Here is a 1,347-nt window from a genome sequence, read left to right on the forward strand (position 1 = left end):
TGAACTGACCCCCAAAAGTTGGACATCAAGTCCAACCAAGGGGGTTTTGTTTTATGAGCAAATACAGTACGCAGTTCAAGCTAAAGGTAGTTAAAGAGTATTTAAAGTTTGGCGGTCTTAGGAGGATAGCTAATCTCCATGAGATTAATACTTCTGATATCCGTAATTGGACTTTAGCCTATCAAACACATGGCTTACCCAGCCTTAAAAAGAGGGCTCTTCGGCAATATACGCCGCAGTTCAAGCTTTCTGTTCTTCGATATATGAAGAACAATCAGACATCTATACGCCCTACTGCAGCCCACTTTAATATTGCTGCGCCCAGCTCGATTAGCGTTTGGCAGCGCCTCTACAATGAAGGTGGTATTGCAGCTTTGCAAGCCAGACCTAAAGGACGAGTGCCCATGCCCAAACCCTTCAAGCCGTTTGTTCCTACCAATAAGCCAGTAACTCAGATGACTCAAGAAGAGCTGATCCAAGAGCTCGAGTACCGAAGGGTGGAGACTGATTACCTAAAAAAGCTAGAAGCCTTAGCCCAGCAAAAGCACTTGGCAAGCAAGAACAAGCCCAAGTAATTACTGAGTTAAGGCGGAGTTATCCACTACAAGTGATCTTGACAGTGGTTGGAATGCCTAGGAGTGTGTATTACTACCAAGTGAGTGCCAGCCTTAAACCAGATACTTATCTCGATACCAAGATGCAGATCAAGACCATCTTCCATGCCCATAAAGGTCGCTATGGCTATCGCCGGGTGCAGACAGCACTTAGCTCCCAGAGCTGCTACCTCAATCACAAGACCGTACAAAAACTGATGGCTCAGCTGGGGATCAAGTCGACTGTCAGACCTAAACGCTATCAGTCTTATAAGGGAGCCCTTGGTAAAGTTGCCCCTAATTTATTGGAGCGTAAGTTTGTAGCCAAAGCGCCCAATCAAAAGTGGGTAACGGATGTAACCGAGTTCAAAATTAAAGGTGAGAAGGTGTATCTCTCGCCGATCTTAGATCTTTACAACGGGGAGATTGTCTCCTATGAGATTGCGGATCGTCCGCAGATCAGCATGGTGATGCAAATGCTCCAAAAGGCTTTTAAGCAACTAAAACCAAAAGATAAACCCATCTTGCACTCAGACCAGGGCTGGCAATATCAGATGAGGTTTTATCAGGAGGCTTTAAAAGAACAAGGCCTTACTCAAAGCATGTCTAGAAAGGGTAATTGCTTAGATAACGCCGTCATGGAAAACTGGTTTGGGATCATGAAAAGCGAGTTCTTCTACCAAGAGAAGTTTGAGACTATCGAATCATTTAAGGCAGAACTAGAGGAATATATCCACTACTACAACCATGATCG

At 44.7% G+C, this 1,347-nt stretch carries 1 protein-coding gene; it reads left to right on the plus strand.

Annotated features, from left to right (window positions below):
• Positions 1-53: 53 nt before the first annotated feature.
• Positions 54-1,347, plus strand: a protein-coding gene (locus tag ICN40_RS11800) for an IS3 family transposase (RefSeq protein WP_255561327.1) whose coding sequence is annotated in 2 segments (ribosomal slippage) — positions 54-513 and positions 513-1,347 — 1,295 coding nt annotated over the 2 segments. Because the reading frame shifts where the segments join, the coding sequence is not laid out codon by codon here. This gene is flagged as partial in the annotation.

The sequence above is a fragment of the Polynucleobacter sp. Fuers-14 genome (assembly GCF_018882045.1).
In the GTDB taxonomy this organism is placed as follows: Bacteria; Pseudomonadota; Gammaproteobacteria; order Burkholderiales; family Burkholderiaceae; genus Polynucleobacter.